This window comes from Mesorhizobium sp. CAU 1741 (assembly GCF_039839275.1).
Taxonomy (GTDB): domain Bacteria; phylum Pseudomonadota; class Alphaproteobacteria; order Rhizobiales; family Rhizobiaceae; genus Aerobium.
In genome coordinates this window covers 451,534-465,504 of record NZ_JBDOQP010000001.1, presented here as the reverse complement: position 1 = coordinate 465,504, position 13,971 = coordinate 451,534, and the positions used below count along the sequence as shown (strand labels likewise).

Annotated in this window: 15 protein-coding genes; 12 read left to right on the top strand and 3 right to left on the bottom strand. The window is 64.1% G+C overall.

What is annotated here, in order from left to right; translation table 11 throughout:
- Nucleotides 1-23: 23 nt before the first annotated feature.
- Nucleotides 24-638 (bottom strand): thymidine kinase, encoded by a 615-nt coding sequence (locus AAFN84_RS02210; protein ID WP_347512815.1) that lies wholly within the window; start codon nucleotides 636-638, stop codon nucleotides 24-26.
- A gap of 211 nt (nucleotides 639-849) precedes the next feature.
- Here AAFN84_RS02210 and AAFN84_RS02205 point away from each other — a divergent pair, with 211 nt between their 5' ends.
- The 10 genes from AAFN84_RS02205 to AAFN84_RS02160 all read left to right on the top strand — a co-directional run bounded on the left by AAFN84_RS02205 (nucleotide 850) and on the right by AAFN84_RS02160 (nucleotide 10,499).
- Nucleotides 850-1,797: a choline ABC transporter substrate-binding protein gene (locus AAFN84_RS02205; protein WP_347512814.1), complete on the top strand. Its 948-nt coding sequence runs from the start codon at nucleotides 850-852 to the stop codon at nucleotides 1,795-1,797.
- 86 nt (nucleotides 1,798-1,883) lie between these two features.
- A complete protein-coding gene (gene choW / locus AAFN84_RS02200; protein WP_347512813.1) occupies nucleotides 1,884-2,738 on the top strand; it encodes a choline ABC transporter permease subunit in 855 nt (284 codons plus the stop codon).
- Nucleotides 2,735-3,916 carry a choline ABC transporter ATP-binding protein gene (choV, locus tag AAFN84_RS02195; RefSeq protein WP_347512812.1) on the top strand — a complete coding sequence of 394 codons (1,182 nt, stop codon included), beginning with the start codon at nucleotides 2,735-2,737 and terminating at the stop codon, nucleotides 3,914-3,916. Before choW ends, choV begins: the two co-directional genes overlap by 4 nt.
- An 87-nt stretch (nucleotides 3,917-4,003) precedes the next feature.
- Nucleotides 4,004-4,765 (top strand): 3-hydroxyacyl-CoA dehydrogenase, encoded by a 762-nt coding sequence (locus tag AAFN84_RS02190; protein ID WP_347512810.1) that lies wholly within the window; start codon nucleotides 4,004-4,006, stop codon nucleotides 4,763-4,765.
- A gap of 10 nt (nucleotides 4,766-4,775) precedes the next feature.
- Entirely contained in the window at nucleotides 4,776-5,939 is a 1,164-nt protein-coding gene (locus tag AAFN84_RS02185; RefSeq protein WP_347512809.1) for a CaiB/BaiF CoA-transferase family protein, read from the top strand.
- A gap of 34 nt (nucleotides 5,940-5,973) precedes the next feature.
- Entirely contained in the window at nucleotides 5,974-6,750 is a 777-nt protein-coding gene (locus AAFN84_RS02180) for a DUF2470 domain-containing protein (RefSeq protein WP_347512807.1), read from the top strand.
- A 173-nt stretch (nucleotides 6,751-6,923) separates the two neighbouring features.
- Nucleotides 6,924-7,232: a metalloregulator ArsR/SmtB family transcription factor gene (locus AAFN84_RS02175; RefSeq protein WP_347512805.1), complete on the top strand. Its 309-nt coding sequence runs from the start codon at nucleotides 6,924-6,926 to the stop codon at nucleotides 7,230-7,232.
- A gap of 73 nt (nucleotides 7,233-7,305) precedes the next feature.
- The gene (locus tag AAFN84_RS02170; RefSeq protein WP_347512803.1) at nucleotides 7,306-7,515 is read left to right on the top strand and encodes a heavy metal-associated domain-containing protein; all 210 of its coding nucleotides are present in this window, start codon (nucleotides 7,306-7,308) and stop codon (nucleotides 7,513-7,515) included.
- 7 nt (nucleotides 7,516-7,522) lie between these two features.
- Nucleotides 7,523-9,706: a heavy metal translocating P-type ATPase gene (locus tag AAFN84_RS02165; protein WP_347512802.1), complete on the top strand. Its 2,184-nt coding sequence runs from the start codon at nucleotides 7,523-7,525 to the stop codon at nucleotides 9,704-9,706.
- A gap of 1 nt (nucleotide 9,707) precedes the next feature.
- Nucleotides 9,708-10,499 carry an RNA methyltransferase gene (locus AAFN84_RS02160; RefSeq protein ID WP_347513770.1) on the top strand — a complete coding sequence of 264 codons (792 nt, stop codon included), beginning with the start codon at nucleotides 9,708-9,710 and terminating at the stop codon, nucleotides 10,497-10,499.
- A 1-nt stretch (nucleotide 10,500) separates the two neighbouring features.
- Here the strand turns inward: AAFN84_RS02160 and AAFN84_RS02155 are convergent, their stop codons facing one another.
- Nucleotides 10,501-11,802 carry a hypothetical protein gene (locus tag AAFN84_RS02155; RefSeq protein ID WP_347512801.1) on the bottom strand — a complete coding sequence of 434 codons (1,302 nt, stop codon included), beginning with the start codon at nucleotides 11,800-11,802 and terminating at the stop codon, nucleotides 10,501-10,503.
- Between the two features lie 93 nt (nucleotides 11,803-11,895).
- Nucleotides 11,896-12,486 carry an EipA family protein gene (locus tag AAFN84_RS02150; protein WP_347512800.1) on the bottom strand — a complete coding sequence of 197 codons (591 nt, stop codon included), beginning with the start codon at nucleotides 12,484-12,486 and terminating at the stop codon, nucleotides 11,896-11,898.
- A 341-nt stretch (nucleotides 12,487-12,827) separates the two neighbouring features.
- Here AAFN84_RS02150 and AAFN84_RS02145 point away from each other — a divergent pair, with 341 nt between their 5' ends.
- Entirely contained in the window at nucleotides 12,828-13,457 is a 630-nt protein-coding gene (locus AAFN84_RS02145) for a histidine phosphotransferase family protein (protein ID WP_347512798.1), read from the top strand.
- 127 nt (nucleotides 13,458-13,584) lie between these two features.
- Nucleotides 13,585-13,953 carry a response regulator gene (locus tag AAFN84_RS02140; RefSeq protein WP_347512796.1) on the top strand — a complete coding sequence of 123 codons (369 nt, stop codon included), beginning with the start codon at nucleotides 13,585-13,587 and terminating at the stop codon, nucleotides 13,951-13,953.
- The last annotated feature ends 18 nt before the right edge of the window (nucleotides 13,954-13,971 follow it).

Genomic DNA, 13,971 nt, shown 5'->3' with positions numbered 1-13,971 from the left:
GCCGAGAATGTTACAGCTTCGGCTCAGCCGCCGGTGAAGCCGATCATGTCTTCAGGCGGCAGCCGCCCCATTTCCTCCTCCCAATGCCGGCGGCAAAGCGAGACGTATACGTCCTTGCCAATCGCTACCTGCGCGCCCTGGCGCGCCACCTTGCCATCGTCGCCAAGCCGCACCACCATCGTCGCCTTGCGCCCGCAACGGCAGATCGTGCGCACCTCGCGCAACTCGTCGGCGATCGCGAGCAATGCGCGCGAACCGGGGAACAGATTACCCTGGAAGTCGGTGCGCAGGCCGTAGCACATCACCGGGATGTTCAGGCGATCGGCAACGCGCGCCAGTTGCCACACCTGCTCGTCTTCGAGGAACTGCGCCTCGTCGACGAAAACGCAATGCGTGGTCGTATGCTCGTGGTGTTCACCAATGCGCGCAAACAGATCATCGCCATCGCGGAACATCTCCGCATCCGATTCCAGCCCGATCCGTGACGAGATATATCCCGCCTGATCGTCGCGGCGATAGTGGCCGGCGACGAAGAGCATCGTCGTCATGCCGCGCTCGCGATAGTTGTACGACGCCTGCAGCAGCATCGTCGTCTTGCCGGCGTTCATCGTGGCGTAGTGGAAATAGAGCTTGGCCATGCTGCTTTTAAGCGCATGAGGCGTCGCTAGGGGAGGCCTCTCGTGTCTCCGTCCACCAAAAAGCCCTCCCCTGCAGCATCCAGACCAGATCACGCCGTGACGCGATGTTTCACGCGGGTTGAATCCGGCGCGAAATGATGTTTGGCTCAAGACAATCAACATGATCGATGGCGACCCCGCCACCGAGCCACAGAAAAATGGGAGACGTTTCATGTCGCATGGCAAGACCCTGCTGATTTCACTCGCTATTTCGACGGCCCTTGGATCCGGCGCTGCCTACGCGGCCGATCCGGAAAGCTGCAGCAGCGTGACTTTCTCGGATGTCGGCTGGACGGATATCACCGCGACGACCGCGACCGCCTCGGTGCTGCTCGAGGCGCTGGGTTATGAGCCCGACGTGCAGGTGCTGTCGGTGCCGGTCACCTACGCATCGCTCAAGAACGGTGACGTCGACGTGTTCCTGGGCAACTGGATGCCCACGATGGAGGCAGACATCGCGCCCTACCGCGAGGATGGCTCCGTCGAGACGCTCGTCACCAACCTCGAAGGCGCCAAATACACGCTGGCGGTTCCGAAATACACGTTCGATGCCGGTCTGCAATCGTTCGAGGACATCGCCGAGTTCCGCGACCAGCTCGATGGCCAGATCCATGGCATCGAGCCGGGCAATGACGGCAACCGGCTCATCCTCGACATGATCGAGGCCGACCAGTTCGGCCTTTCCGGCTTCGAGCTCGTTGAAAGCTCGGAAGCAGGCATGCTGTCGGCCGTGATGCGCGGATCACGGTCCGACCAGCACATGGTCTTCCTGGGGTGGGAACCGCATCCGATGAACGCCAACATCGAGATGGAATATCTTGCCGGCGGCGACGACGTCTTCGGGCCGAACTATGGCGGCGCGACGGTGCACACCAACGTGCGCGCCGGCCTCACCGAGGAGTGCCCGAACCTCGGCAAGTTCCTCAACAACCTCGTTTTCTCGCTCGAAATGGAAAACGAGATCATGGGCGCCATCCTCGATGACGGCGAAGAGCCGAACGCGGCCGCCACGGCATGGATCAAGGCCAACCCGGATGCCCTCGGCCCTTGGCTGGAAGGCGTGACGACGCTTGACGGATCGGACGGTGTCGCAGCGGTGAAGAGCGCACTCGGCCTCTGAGACGACATTGGTCGGCTGTCGCTGCGCTAACCAGCCCACGCGACGGCCGACATTCCCGCTGCCCCGTTGCCTGAGGACCCCGCCCCATGGACCCGATCTCTGAATGGATTGCCGGCTGGAAGATTCCGGTCGGCCGCTGGGGGCGGGACTTTTTCGATTTCCTCACGACCAACTTTGCGTGGTTCTTCGATTCGGTGGCCGAAGGGCTGTCGACTGTCCTCAACGGGCTCGTCGACGCGCTCCTTTGGCTGCCGGCTGTCGTCGTGGTGCTTGCCATCGCGGCGCTCGCCTACGCGCTCAAGCGCTCCTGGAAACTCGCGCTGGGTGTCGTCGTCGGCCTGTGCTTCATCATCAACCAGGGACTCTGGGCCGAGACGGTTGAGACACTCGTACTGGTCGTCTCGGCCGCGAGCGCATCGATGGCCATCGGCGTGCCGATTGGAATTTGGGCCGCGCACAACGAACGCGTCTATCGGGTGCTGCAGCCGATCCTTGACCTGATGCAGACGTTGCCGACCTTCGTCTACCTGATCCCCGTGTTGATCCTGTTCGGCCTGGGGCTGGCGCCCGGCCTGATCGTCACCGTCATATTCGCCATGCCGGCGCCCATCCGGTTGACCTATCTCGGCATTACCTCGGTGCCCAAGCCAATGCTGGAGGCGGGCGAAGCGTTCGGGGCAACCAAGGGCCAACTCCTGTGGAAGGTTGAACTGCCTTCGGCCCTGCCGACAATCATGGCGGGCCTGACGCAATGCATCATGCTGTCCTTGTCCATGGTGGTGATCGCCGCGCTGATCGGCGCGTCCGGCCTCGGCACGCCCGTCGTGCGTGCCCTCAATACCCTCAACATCCCGCTCGGCCTCGAAGCAGGACTGGCCATCGTCGTCCTCGCCATCATCCTCGACCGGATGGCGCGCATCGGCGGGGAAGAACGCAAATGAGCGCGGCGATCGAATTCCGCAACGTCGACATCGTCTTCGGCAAGGAGCAGGCCGAAGCCATCCGCATGATCGACGCGGGTGCAGACCGCGCCGAGATACTGGAAAAGACCGGCGCCGTGCTCGGCTGCGCCGATGCCAGCATGACCGTCGAACAGGGCGAGATTTCCGTGCTGATGGGCTTGTCGGGTTCCGGCAAGTCCACTCTGCTTCGCGCCGTCAACGGCCTCAACGAGGTCACGCGTGGCGAAGTGATAGTCCATGACGGCGACTGGGCCGCCGATGTCGTCTCGGGCACCCCGGCCGAACTGCGCAAGATTCGACGCGAATGCGTCGCGATGGTGTTCCAGCAATTCGCCCTGCTGCCATGGCGCACGGTCGAGGAAAATGTCGGTTTCGGGCTGGAGCTTTCCGGCGTGCCTGCCGCCGAGCGCCGCCAGCGTGTGGCCAAGCAACTCGAGCTGGTCGGCCTGACGCAATGGGCGAAGAAATACGCCCATGAACTGTCCGGCGGCATGCAGCAGCGCGTCGGTCTTGCTCGCGCCTTTGCCACCGAAGCACCCATCCTGCTGATGGACGAGCCGTTTTCCGCCCTCGATCCGTTGATCCGCACCAAGCTGCAGGACGAGCTTCTGGAACTGCAGGAGCGCCTGCACAAGACCATCCTCTTCGTCAGCCACGACCTCGAGGAAGCGCTGAAGATCGGCAACCGCATCACCATCATGGAGGGTGGGCGGATCATCCAGAGCGGCGCGCCGGAAGACATCGTGCTCAACCCGGCGAATGACTACGTCCGCGACTTCATCGCCAACGTGAATCCCCTGTCCGTCCTGACTGCCTGGAACGTGATGCGCGACCGGCGCGACCTGCAGGACGCCGGCGACGACTGGGTCTGGCTCGATCGTCGGTGCACGACGCGCTTTCAGCTCGACGACAACGGGCTCGTCATCGGTGCCGAACGCAACGGCCAACCGGCGATCTGGACGTCGTGCGACCCCTTTGATCCCCTGCCCGCCGACGCCCACCAGGTCTACTGGGCGCGTTCCGGCACCTCGCTCAAGGCGGTCATGCAGGCCATGCATCAGTCGCAGACGGCTCCCGTCGCGGTCTTCGACGAAGCCTCCCGTTTCGTCGGGGCAATCGGCGTGCGCGACGTGCTGAAGTCGGTGGTGCGACGCTAGAAGCGACGTATTGCGCCCTCGCATGACGGCACATTATGATGATGCGAGATTGTTCTATTCCATAACAATGTTTGCGGAGGAAGTTTCATGAACCCATCAGGTCAGGTCGCCGTGGTCACCGGTGGCGGTTCCGGGCTCGGCGAGGCGACGGCGCGCGCGCTGGCTGCCAAGGGTGCCAAGGTCGCGCTGTTCGACATCAATGTCGATCGTGCCGAGACCGTGGCCGGGGAACTCGGCGGCATTGCCGTCAAGTGCGACGTTTCGAACGCCGACAGCGCCGAGGCAGCCTTTGCCGAGGTGGCCGACAAGCTTGGAGACGCCCGCATCCTCGTCAATTGCGCCGGCATCGCCGTTGCGATGAAGACCACGGGCAAGGACGGCGCCCACCCGCTCGACGTCTTCCGCAAGGTGCTGGAGGTCAACCTGATGGGCACCTTCAATATGATCAGGCTGTTTGCGGCACGTGCCGAGAAGCTCGACCCGTTGGAGGGCGGCGAACGCGGCGTCATCGTCAGCACCGCATCGGTTGCCGCCTATGACGGCCAGATCGGCCAGGCCGCCTATTCGGCGTCAAAGGGCGGCGTCGTCGGCATGACCCTGCCGATCGCACGCGACCTCGCCCGCTCGGGCATCCGTGTGATGACTATTGCACCGGGCATCTTCAGGACGCCGATGCTGGCCGGACTGCCCGAGGACGCGCAGAAGTCGCTCGGCCAGCAGGTGCCCTTTCCGTCCCGTCTTGGCGATCCCGCCGAATACGGCGCGCTGGCGGCGCACATCGTCGAGAACCAGATGCTCAACGGAGAAGTCATCCGCCTCGACGGCGCGATCCGCATGGCGCCAAAGTAAGAGCGCCTTCGTGAGCACGGTGGCGGAGGCGCGCAACCATGGCCCCTTGGCCGGCCTGACCATCATCGAGATGGCCGGGCTCGGCCCGGTACCGCATGCGGGGCTGATGCTGGCGGAGATGGGCGCGCGAGTCGTGCGGATCGAAAGGCTGGCCAAGGATCAGGCATTCCTGAACCTGCCGCCGCAATTCGATCTCGACCGGCACGGCCGCGAAATCCTCAGGATCGACCTGAAGAAGCCGGAAGGCGTCTCCCTCGTGCTGCGACTACTGGGGAAGGCGGACGCACTGATCGAAGGTTTTCGGCCGGGCGTCATGGAACGCTTGGGACTGGGCCCCGATGACGCATTCAAGCTCAATCCGGGCCTCGTCTATGGCCGCATGACCGGCTTTGGCCAGGATGGACCGCTTGCCAGCCGCGCCGGCCACGACCTGACATATCTGGCATTGTCCGGCGTGCTGCATGCTATCGGCCCGAAGGACGCCAGGCCGGTACCGCCGCTCAACCTTGCCGCCGACTATGGCGGCGGCACGATGTTCCTCATCATGGGCGTTCTGGCGGCGTTGTTAGAAAAGACGCGTTCCGGCAAAGGCCAGGTCATCGATGCCGCCATGGTTGAAGGCGCATCCAAGTTGGCGGCTCCGTTTTTCGGCTTCCTGGCATCCGGCATCTGGCGCGAGGCACGCGGCTCCAACCTGCTCGACTCCGGAACGCCGTTCTACGACACCTACGAATGCGCCGATGGACGCCATGTTGCAGTCGCCTGTCTGGAGCCGCAATTCTTCGCCGAGTTCTGTCGGCTGTTGCCGCTGGAGGAGCGCTTCGCCCACGCGCAATACGACGAGACACTGTGGCCGCAGATGCGCGAGGCCATCGCCACCCGGATTCTGCAGTTTAGCCGCGACGATTGGGCAGCCACCTTTGAAGCCACCGACGCGTGCGTGGCGCCGGTGCTGTCGCTGAGTGAAGCGCCTACCCACCCGCACAATGTGGCGCGTGGCAGCCATGTCAGTCGCAACGGTTTTACGCGGCCCGCAACCGCGCCACGCTTCTCGCGCACGCCAGGCGAAACCGCGGATGCCGCCGAACGCGACGCGGTCGCAACGCTTCGCGCATTCGGCCTAGCGGACGATGAAACCGAGAGACTTGCAAGCGAGGGCATCGTCGGCCGATAATAGGACAAGCACAGTCAAGTTATGAGGCCGAGGCGTGGACGAGAAGAAGAAGGATGTACTTCGAGCGACCGATGACGACGCCGTGCGCCTGGCCCGGACGCTGTTGCGCTCGTCCCGACATGGCGCGATCGCCGTGCTCGATCCGGTGTCCGGCGCCCCCCTGGCGAGCCGGGTCGCTGTCGCCAGCGACCACGATGGCACGCCGCTTGTTCTCGTCTCCGCTCTGGCGGCCCATACTGGCAGCATCATTGCCGATCCCCGCTGCTCGCTTCTGCTCGGCGAGCCCGGCAAGGGCGATCCTCTGGCGCATGCGCGCATGACGATTGCCTGCATGGCTGAACGCATTTCAAAGGACGATCCACGCCACGCCCGCATCCAGTGGCGGTTCCTGTCGCACAATCCCAAGGCCAAGCTCTACGCCAATCTGGGAGATTTCTCATACTTCCGGCTCGAGCCGGTCTCAGCCAGCCTCAACGGCGGTTTCGGCAAGGCCTATGCGCTGACTGCGCAGGACCTGTTGACGACGTCGCCCAATATCGACGCCATCGCAGCGGCCGAACCCGGCGCGGTCTCGCACATGAATGACGATCATCTCGATGCCATCGCCAATTACGCCGTCCATTTCGGCAGGCAGAGCGAGGATGCCGGCTGGGTCATGACGGGTATCGACGCCGACGGCTTCGACATCTGCTTGAATGACAGGGTGCTGCGGATTTTCTTCGATGAACCGCTCGCCGACGCGTCGGACATGCACAAGCGCCTCGTCGGCATGGCCATCGAAGCGCGCCAGAGTCTGGCGGCAAAGGCGTAGTTGCAGGACCCCGTCGCTCATTTGTGAAAGTTCTTCATAATCACTTGTGATCCAAGCGGTTTGCGCTACGTTAGGTTGCGCGCCGACGATGAGGAAGCCGGCCGCGATTCTGTATTTCTGCCAGACGCCAATCCCCTCCTGACGTCGGTGGACCATGCGGCGACGGGGGACCAATGGTTTCGGAACAACTGGTAGACAATGCCGACATGGTCGCGGAGTTTCTCTCGGCAATCGGCAACGGAAAACGCTTTGCAATCATGTGCCATCTCCTGGGCGGAGAGCTTTCCGTTGGAGAAATCGCGGAAAAGGTCAGCCTGAGCCAGTCGGCATTGTCTCAGCATCTGGCCAAGCTGCGCAGCATGGGCCTCGTCGAGACGCGGCGCGAGCGCCAGATGATCTTCTATTCGTGCAACTCCTCCAGGGTGCGCGAGGTTCTGTTGACCCTCGACGGCCTTTTCGGCGCAAAGGCAGCGGCCGAATAAACACGTTCGCCCTTGACCTTCCAGCCACTGGAAACACTATCTCCACCCCGATCACGGGATTGGAGAAGACGTCGTGGACATATCTCTGAAAGTTGAAGGCATGACGTGCGGTGGCTGCAAGGCGGCCGTGGAACGTGTGCTGCGCGCGCAGCCTGGCGTTTCAGCGGTGACGGTCGATCTGGAAGCGGGAAGCGCCAAGGTATCCAGCGAGGGCTCCGCCGATCCCGCCGGGCTGGTCGCGGCAGTCGAGAATGCCGGCTACGACGCCCGCATCGACGGGTGACACGACCTTGAACAAGCTCTCGCTCGACATTTCCGGCATGACGTGCGCCGCCTGCGCCGCGCGTGTGGAGAAGGTTCTGTCCCGCGTCGAGGGCGTGGACAAGGCGAACGTAAACCTCGCGCTGGAGCGGGCCGCCATTGAGGCAAGCCGGCCGATCTCGCCGGCGCTCCTGACCCAGGCCGTCGAGAAGGCCGGATATGGCGCAACGGTTCGAGAGACCGATGACGCCCGCAGGCGCCAGGCGGACGAGGCGCGCGAGGCCAGGAAACGTGCCGAAGAACGGCAGACCCTCCTGCGCTTCGGCATTTCCGCGGCGCTGTCCATCGTGCTCGTCGGCGGCACCTTGCCGATGATGCTGGGCGCCGGGGCGCCGTGGATCGGGCCGTGGGGACAGGCACTGCTCGCAACGGGCGTGATGCTCGCTTCGGGAACCCGGTTCCTGCGCGAGGCATGGGCAGCGCTGCGCGGGGGCTCGGCCAACATGGCCGTGCTGGTCTCGCTCGGCACCTCGGTGGCCTATGTCTATTCTCTGGTGATGGTGGCATTGGGCGATGGCGGCACCCACCTCTATTTCGAGGCCGCGGCGGTCGTGCTCACGCTGGTCATGCTCGGCAAGTATCTGGAAGCGCGCGCCAAACAGGGCGCGTCCGCCGCACTGGCAGCGCTGCATCGGCTGCAGCCGCGGCAAGCCGAGCTGATCATCCAGGGCGGTTCACGCACGGTTCCGGTTGAGACGCTGAAGCGCGCCGACATCGTGCTGGTGCGTCCGGGAGGCCGCATTCCCTGCGACGGCCGCGTATTGCGCGGAAGTTCGAGCATCGACGAAGCCCTGGTCACCGGCGAGAGCCTGCCGGTGGAGAAGAACCCCGGCGACGCGGTCATCACCGGCACCGTCAATGGCGAGTCGGCGATCGAGATCGAGGTGGAAGCGGTGGGCGAGGACACGCGGCTGGCGCGCATGGCGCGCCTGGTCGAGGACGCGCAGACCGGCCAGGCGCCGATCCAGAAGCTGGTTGATCGCATCTCTGCCATCTTCGTTCCGACGATCCTCGTCATCGCGGCAGCGACATTTCTGGTCTGGTGGCTGGTGGCCGATGACCCGACCGGGGCGATGGTGGCAGCCGTCGCCGTGCTTGTCATCGCCTGCCCCTGTGCGCTTGGCCTTGCAACACCAACGGCACTCGTTGCCGGCACGGGCGCGGCTGCAAAGTCCGGCATCCTGATCCGCGACATCGAGACCCTCGAAAGGGCGGGCGACATCGCAGCGATCGCGTTCGACAAGACCGGTACGCTGACACTTGGCAAGCCACAGGTGGCGGCCGTCGACGCCAGCGACGAGGTACTGGCACTGGCTGCGGCGGTCGAGGCGAACAGCGAACACCCGCTTGCCAAGGCGCTGGTGGAAAAAGTGCGGGCGAACGGCTTTGCGATTCCGACCGCGGCCGATGTACGGGCAACCGCCGGCAAGGGCCTGTCCGGCAACGCCGCCGGTCACCGCGTCGAGGTAGGCAACCGCAAGTTCGCAGGCGAGGCAGGCATCGGCGACGGCGAACTCGACACGTTCGAAGGCAGACTTGGCGACGCTGGCACCACCGCGTTCATCATCGTCGACGGCGCGCTTGCGGGCGCGGTGCGATTTGCCGACCGTCCGCGCGAGGAAGCAGGCGAGGTGATCGCCGCGCTGAAACGCAGGGGTCTCGTACCGGTGATGCTGACCGGGGATACCGCGCAGGCAGCGACGGCCATTGGCAAGGAGCTCGGCATCGACGACATCCGCGCCGGCCTGCTTCCGGAGGATAAGATCGCCGCCATCCGCAGCCTTTCGGAACAGTACGGCAAGGGCATCGCCTTCGTCGGCGATGGCCTCAACGACGGGCCCGCGCTTGTCGAAGCGCGGTTGGGGATCGCCATGTCATCGGGCATCGACGTCGCGCGCGAGGCTGCGGCCATCACACTCATGCGGCCGGACCTCCGGCTGGTGCCTGCAGCGCTCGATATCGCGCTGGCGACGAAGCGCACCATCCGGCAAAATCTCGTCTGGGCCTTCGTCTACAATGTCATCGGCATACCACTGGCGGCACTAGGGATCCTGTCGCCGATGTTCGCGGGTGCCGCCATGGCGTTCTCGTCCGTCTCCGTGGTGACGAACTCGGCGCTGCTTGCCCGCTGGCGCCCGCGTGGCGAAGACTGATATGGAAATCATCCGCATCGAGGACGCGAACGACCCGCGCATCGCCAGCTACCACGCCGTCCGCGAGCGCGACCTCGTCGGGCGCGAGGGCCGCTTCATCGCCGAAGGCAAGGTCGTGCTCAACGTCCTGTTCTCCGCGCGGCAGTTCGAAGCCGAATCGGCATTGGTGCTCGACAAGCGGCTGCCGGGGATGCAGTCGACGCTCGGACTGGCCGCGCCCGAAATGCCCGTCTACGTGGCATCCCAGGCGGTGATGGACGCGATTGCCGGCTTCCACATCCACCGGGGCATACTGGCCATGGGCCGGACGCGCACGCTTGACGCGGAGGCGCTGCTGGAAAGCCTGGGAGACAATGCGCTCGTCGTCGTACTTGTCGGCATCGCCAACCACGACAATGTCGGTGCGATCTTTCGCAACGCTGCGGCATTCGAGGCCGATGCGGTACTGCTGGACGCATCGTGCTGCGACCCCCTCTACCGCAAGGCGATCCGGGTATCGGTCGGCGCGGCGCTCAAGGTGCCGTTTGCGAAGCTGGACAATGATACGCAGCTCTTCGAGGCACTGGAGCGTCATCGGTTCCAGCAGGTGGCGCTATCCCCTTCCGGGCGGGACGATGTCACCACACTCAGCCGTCAAGGCCGCACCGCGCTATATCTTGGCACCGAGGGCGAGGGTTTGCCGGCACCGCTCATGGCCCGCATGCGTACGGTGCGGATACCGATGTCGGACGCCTTCGACAGCCTCAACGTCGCGGCAGCCTCCGCGATCGCATTGCACCGCCTGTGGCAATAGCTCAGCCTTGCGGCCGGCCGGCGGCGGCATCGCGCAAGGCACGTATGCGTTCGGCCAGGCTCGCGGCGGGCTGGGCGCCGCCATTCGCCTGCGGTCTCGCCGGCAATTCCCCAAGCGCCTTCCACACAGGTGAATCCGGGCCATCAAGCACGGCCGTGAGGTTGACCACTTCGGCTGCCAACTGAGCGATCCGCTCGCGAAGGGCGGCATTCTCGCGGTCCTTCTCCTTGTCCTTGTCCTTGTCACCTGAGCCCTTGCCGGTCTCGTCAAGCGCGGCACGCAGCTTGCGATTTTCCTGCGTCATCCTCGTCAGCCGATCCTCCATGCGTCGCCGCTCTTCCGCTGCGAGCCCGCCTGCTTCCACGACGCCTGCCTCTGTTTCGCGCTCCTCGCGCAGACGCTTCATTTCCTGTGCGCGACGTTCGAGCTTGTCCTCCCTGTCGGCCAACGTCCCTTTCAGCTCGTCCACAGTCCGCTCGAGCAAAGCCTTTTCCTTCAACTCCTCGCGCAGGCGGCGCAGTTCCTGAAGCCTGCGTTCGAGTTTGTCGTCGCTGTCGGCAAGCGAAGACGTCATGGCCGCGAGCTTCTTTTCCAGGCCCTCGCTCTTCTTGCGCTCGTCGCGTAGCGCCATGCTGGACGCCTTTGCCTCGGCCTTGGCTTCCCGCAACTGCGCATCTGCCTCCTTGCGCGCCGCGCGCAAGGCGGAAACATCCTCGGAAAGTTTCTCCAGCTTGGATTCCTGCGCCACGATCTCGATCTGCCGGCTCGATGCGCTGAAACTCGCATCGTCATACATCCGGCCAAGACGCTCGTTCTCTTCCTTCTGCTGCGTGAGACGGCTTTCAAGGCCTTTGACTTCTTCGGTGAGCGTCGCGATCCGCTCGGCACCGAGCCTGCTTTCCTCGCGTAGCGTCTCGATTTGGCTGCGCGCTTCCGCTGCCGCCTGATCTTTTCGTTCGATCACGCCGCCGAGCCGCAACAGCTCTTCGTGGTTGCGGCCGAGTTCCACCTGCTGCGTGGCCGACTTCTCCCTCAGCGTCTTGATCTTCATTTCGAGTTGCCGCACCGCGATGGCGTTCTCGGCCCTGACGCGATCCTTGTCCGCCTGAATTTCCGCCATCGACAGCGGCAGCGTCGACTCCAGGCGCCTGCGCGTCAACGCGACGGCACGCCGCCAGATCGACGGCGCGACCAGAAGCGCCAGGAAACCCGCGCTCAGGAAGCCGAGAATGAAGAAAAGCGCCGTCTGGATCACAATCGTCCATCCACTCAACACGCCCGGCATCACAACCGGGCGGAACACCCTGCCCTATCTGCCACGACGAGGCGGATGGAATCCAGTGCCGTGAGGCAGGCAGATGCGGCGTTCAGGACAGCGTTGCTGACGGAGCGCCGCCTAGAACGGGTTCCAGGTCGGCTGCGGGGTCAGCTTGAGGTAGCCGATGTTGACGCCAAGGCGCGCGCCGACGCCGGTGCGTACTGGCACCAGAAGCAGCGGGCCGTTCTTCAGCACCGTGAAGCCGAGCCCGGCAACGACATAGGCCGACCCTGCCACGCCCGCATATCGCCGGTAGAGCGATGGGACGCTGTCGAGGTTGTAGACCAGGATCATCGTACGCGATCCCTGGCCGCCAAAGTCCCACCCGACCGACGGGCCTTGCCAGAACACCGGGTGGTCGCCGACATTCTTGGTGTAGAGGGTGCCTTCGCCAAAAGTCAGGCCGCCGATCAGCGCGCCTGACCCTTCCTCGCCCAGAACATAGCCGTTTGGCATGCCGTAGGACGAGAATATCTGCTCGACGAGGCTTGCGAGCCCCCCGGAGGTCGACCCGAAGAAGTGATGCCCTGAATCGAGGATTTCCTGCGCGGTGAAAGCCTGGCCCGCATTGGCGTGAGCGCTCTGCGGGTTGGAAGCCGCCAGCGTCACCGCCACCAGCACCGCGCTTGCGATGTGGAACAATCTGCTGGGAATCAGCCTGTTGAACATGCCTCAATCTCCGTAAACGGGCCGCGTTGCCATGCAGGCGGCATCGGCGGCTTTCCAGCCCCTTGCATGTGCCATTTCCGATCAAATTAGGCCCGAAACCTTATCCAATCATTAACCATTGGCGATCGAACGCGCACGAAAGCGCCAAGTGCGTGATACGCGCAATTTATCAGGCGGCAGGTCGATCGCCGCGCTCCCATCCCGGGCAGGCTTCCTTTCTTGTGGAGCCGCCTTCGCTGTGTAATTTCTAGTTCGTCAATAAAGGGATGATTCGCCAGCTTCGCGCGGCGCGAGGCTGGCGTATTGATTTCATCGCTACGCATCACGGGGACGTAATTTTCATGGCCGACATTCTGACCCTCACCGCGCCCGAGCTTGCTGCGCTGCTGTGCAGCCGTGTGTGCCACGACATCATCTCGCCGGTCGGGGCCATCAACAACGGGCTCGAGCTGCTGGAGGAAGGCGGCGCCGACGAAGATGCCATGCGCCTGATCAAGACCAGTGCCCGCAATGCCTCCGCCCGGCTCCAGTTTGCCCGCATCGCGTTCGGAGCGGCGGGTTCGGCCGGCATGCAGATCGATACCGGCGATGCCGAGTCCGTTGCTACGGCCTTTCTTGCCAACGAGAAGCCGGAGCTCGAATGGCGCGGCGGCCGGGCACTGCTGCCCAAGAACAAGGTCAAGCTGCTGCTCAACCTGCTTCTCGTCGCCAATGCCGCCATTCCCCGCGGTGGCAAATTGACCGTCGAACTGCACGATGTCGACACCGCGCCCAGGTTCACACTGACAGCCCACGGGCCGATGGTGCGTGTGCCGGCCCGCTTCCTCGAACTGCACTCCGGGGTGAAGCCGGAAGAGCCGATCGACGCCCACGCCGTCCAGCCATATTACACGCTGCTTCTCGCTCGCGAAGCGGGCATGACGATCGAGATCCGCGCCAGCGCGGAAGAAATCGTGCTGACTGCTCTATAGGCGTGGCTCTCAGGCGCGTTTACGAAACTTTTAGCCTGCCTCTTACCGTCGGATTTACCCTCGGGCGCTAAGCTCCCCCTCACGTTGCCGGACGATGTCGTTCTGCACAGGGCAAGAGGGGTGGGCCATGAAACGCTGCATGATTGTCGATGATTCGAGCGTCATCAGGAAAGTCGCAAAGCGGATACTGAACGGACCGGAGATGCTGGTGGTTGAGGCTTCTTCCGCCGGCGATGCGTTGTCGATGTGCCACGCCGACATGCCGGAGATCATCGTCGTGGATGCAAGCCTGCCCGACATGCTTGCCGTCGATTTCATCCGCCAGGTCACCGCGATCAGCAACCCGATCAAGCCGCATATCGTCCTGTGCATGACGGAATTCGACGTCGGCGCGTTCATGCGCGCCAAGCGCGCGGGCGCAAAGGGCTACATCCTCAAGCCGTTCGACCGGTCGCAGCTCCTCGAGCGCTTCCGCGAAATGCAGATTGCAGCATAGCACAACAGCGAATGGGGC

What these genes read in the sequence shown, in the direction of transcription:
- choV (WP_347512812.1), top strand. Translation starts at nt 2,735, where the DNA reads ATGAGCGCGGCGATCGAATTCCGCAACGTCGACATCGTCTTCGGCAAG.
- AAFN84_RS02160 (WP_347513770.1), top strand. Translation starts at nt 9,708, where the DNA reads ATGGAAATCATCCGCATCGAGGACGCGAACGACCCGCGCATCGCCAGC.
- AAFN84_RS02140 (WP_347512796.1), top strand. Translation starts at nt 13,585, where the DNA reads ATGAAACGCTGCATGATTGTCGATGATTCGAGCGTCATCAGGAAAGTC.
- AAFN84_RS02145 (WP_347512798.1), top strand. Translation starts at nt 12,828, where the DNA reads ATGGCCGACATTCTGACCCTCACCGCGCCCGAGCTTGCTGCGCTGCTG.
- AAFN84_RS02150 (WP_347512800.1), bottom strand. Translation starts at nt 12,486, where the DNA reads ATGTTCAACAGGCTGATTCCCAGCAGATTGTTCCACATCGCAAGCGCG.
- choW (WP_347512813.1), top strand. Translation starts at nt 1,884, where the DNA reads ATGGACCCGATCTCTGAATGGATTGCCGGCTGGAAGATTCCGGTCGGC.
- AAFN84_RS02175 (WP_347512805.1), top strand. Translation starts at nt 6,924, where the DNA reads ATGGTTTCGGAACAACTGGTAGACAATGCCGACATGGTCGCGGAGTTT.
- AAFN84_RS02190 (WP_347512810.1), top strand. Translation starts at nt 4,004, where the DNA reads ATGAACCCATCAGGTCAGGTCGCCGTGGTCACCGGTGGCGGTTCCGGG.
- AAFN84_RS02210 (WP_347512815.1), bottom strand. Translation starts at nt 638, where the DNA reads ATGGCCAAGCTCTATTTCCACTACGCCACGATGAACGCCGGCAAGACG.
- AAFN84_RS02205 (WP_347512814.1), top strand. Translation starts at nt 850, where the DNA reads ATGTCGCATGGCAAGACCCTGCTGATTTCACTCGCTATTTCGACGGCC.